Source organism: Pedobacter gandavensis (assembly GCF_014172405.1).
GTDB classification, from domain to species: Bacteria; Bacteroidota; Bacteroidia; order Sphingobacteriales; family Sphingobacteriaceae; genus Pedobacter; species Pedobacter gandavensis.
This window is the reverse complement of sequence record NZ_WNXC01000016.1, coordinates 1-1,758: the sequence shown is the minus strand read 5'-3', so window position 1 is coordinate 1,758 and position 1,758 is coordinate 1. Positions and strand designations below refer to the sequence as shown.

The 1,758-nt window shown below is 48.6% G+C and carries 1 rRNA gene; it reads left to right on the top strand.

Annotation, left to right across the window (positions count from 1 at the left end):
* The first annotated feature begins 193 nt into the window (after positions 1-193).
* Positions 194-1,715, top strand: a 16S ribosomal RNA gene (locus GM920_RS23560).
* The last annotated feature ends 43 nt before the right edge of the window (positions 1,716-1,758 follow it).

Below are 1,758 nucleotides of genomic sequence, written 5' to 3'. Positions count from 1 at the left end.
GATCCGTGAGGTGATTCGAGAAGTTCATTAAAGAGATGTCATTTATATACGTAGCGAGGTAAGAAAGTACGGTTTCAAAGTACATGAAAACCAACGCTATTTTTTCGAGTCAGAAACTGACAGACAATACAAAAAAAGAATAAAGACTATTATTAACAAGTTAAGAATGGTCAGCGTTCAAACAACACATTTTACAATGGAGAGTTTGATCCTGGCTCAGGATGAACGCTAGCGGCAGGCCTAATACATGCAAGTCGAACGATACCGAGAGGCTTGCTTCTCGGGAAAGTGGCGCACGGGTGCGTAACGCGTATGCAACCTACCTCAATCAGGGGGATAGCCCGAAGAAATTCGGATTAACACCGCATAAAATCACAGGATAGCATTATCTAATGATCAAATATTTATAGGATTGAGATGGGCATGCGTGTCATTAGTTAGTTGGCGAGGTAACGGCTCACCAAGACCACGATGACTAGGGGATCTGAGAGGATGACCCCCCACACTGGTACTGAGACACGGACCAGACTCCTACGGGAGGCAGCAGTAAGGAATATTGGTCAATGGAGGCAACTCTGAACCAGCCATGCCGCGTGCAGGAAGACAGCCCTCTGGGTCGTAAACTGCTTTTATTCGGGAATAAACCTACTTACGTGTAAGTAGCTGAATGTACCGAAGGAATAAGGATCGGCTAACTCCGTGCCAGCAGCCGCGGTAATACGGAGGATCCAAGCGTTATCCGGATTTATTGGGTTTAAAGGGTGCGTAGGCGGCTTATTAAGTCAGGGGTGAAAGACGGTGGCTCAACCATCGCAGTGCCCTTGATACTGATGAGCTTGAATACACTAGAGGTAGGCGGAATGTGACAAGTAGCGGTGAAATGCATAGATATGTCACAGAACACCGATTGCGAAGGCAGCTTACTATGGTGTTATTGACGCTGAGGCACGAAAGCGTGGGGATCAAACAGGATTAGATACCCTGGTAGTCCACGCCCTAAACGATGAATACTCGCTGTTAGCGATACACAGTTAGCGGCTAAGCGAAAGCGTTAAGTATTCCACCTGGGGAGTACGGTCGCAAGATTGAAACTCAAAGGAATTGACGGGGGCCCGCACAAGCGGAGGAGCATGTGGTTTAATTCGATGATACGCGAGGAACCTTACCCGGGCTTGAAAGTTAGTGAATCATTTAGAGATAGATGAGTGAGCAATCACACGAAACTAGGTGCTGCATGGCTGTCGTCAGCTCGTGCCGTGAGGTGTTGGGTTAAGTCCCGCAACGAGCGCAACCCCTATGTTTAGTTGCCAGCACGTTAAGGTGGGGACTCTAAACAGACTGCCTGTGCAAACAGAGAGGAAGGAGGGGACGACGTCAAGTCATCATGGCCCTTACGTCCGGGGCTACACACGTGCTACAATGGATGGTACAGAGGGCAGCAAGCTGGCAACAGCAAGCCAATCTCAAAAAGCCATTCACAGTTCGGATAGAGGTCTGCAACTCGACCTCTTGAAGTTGGATTCGCTAGTAATCGCGTATCAGCAATGACGCGGTGAATACGTTCCCGGGCCTTGTACACACCGCCCGTCAAGCCATGGAAGTTGGGGGTACCTAAAGTATGTAACCGCAAGGAGCGTCCTAGGGTAAAACCGATAACTGGGGCTAAGTCGTAACAAGGTAGCCGTACCGGAAGGTGCGGCTGGAATACCTCCTTTCTGGAGTAGTTCAGACTACTCGCTACGTAAATGATATAAATGA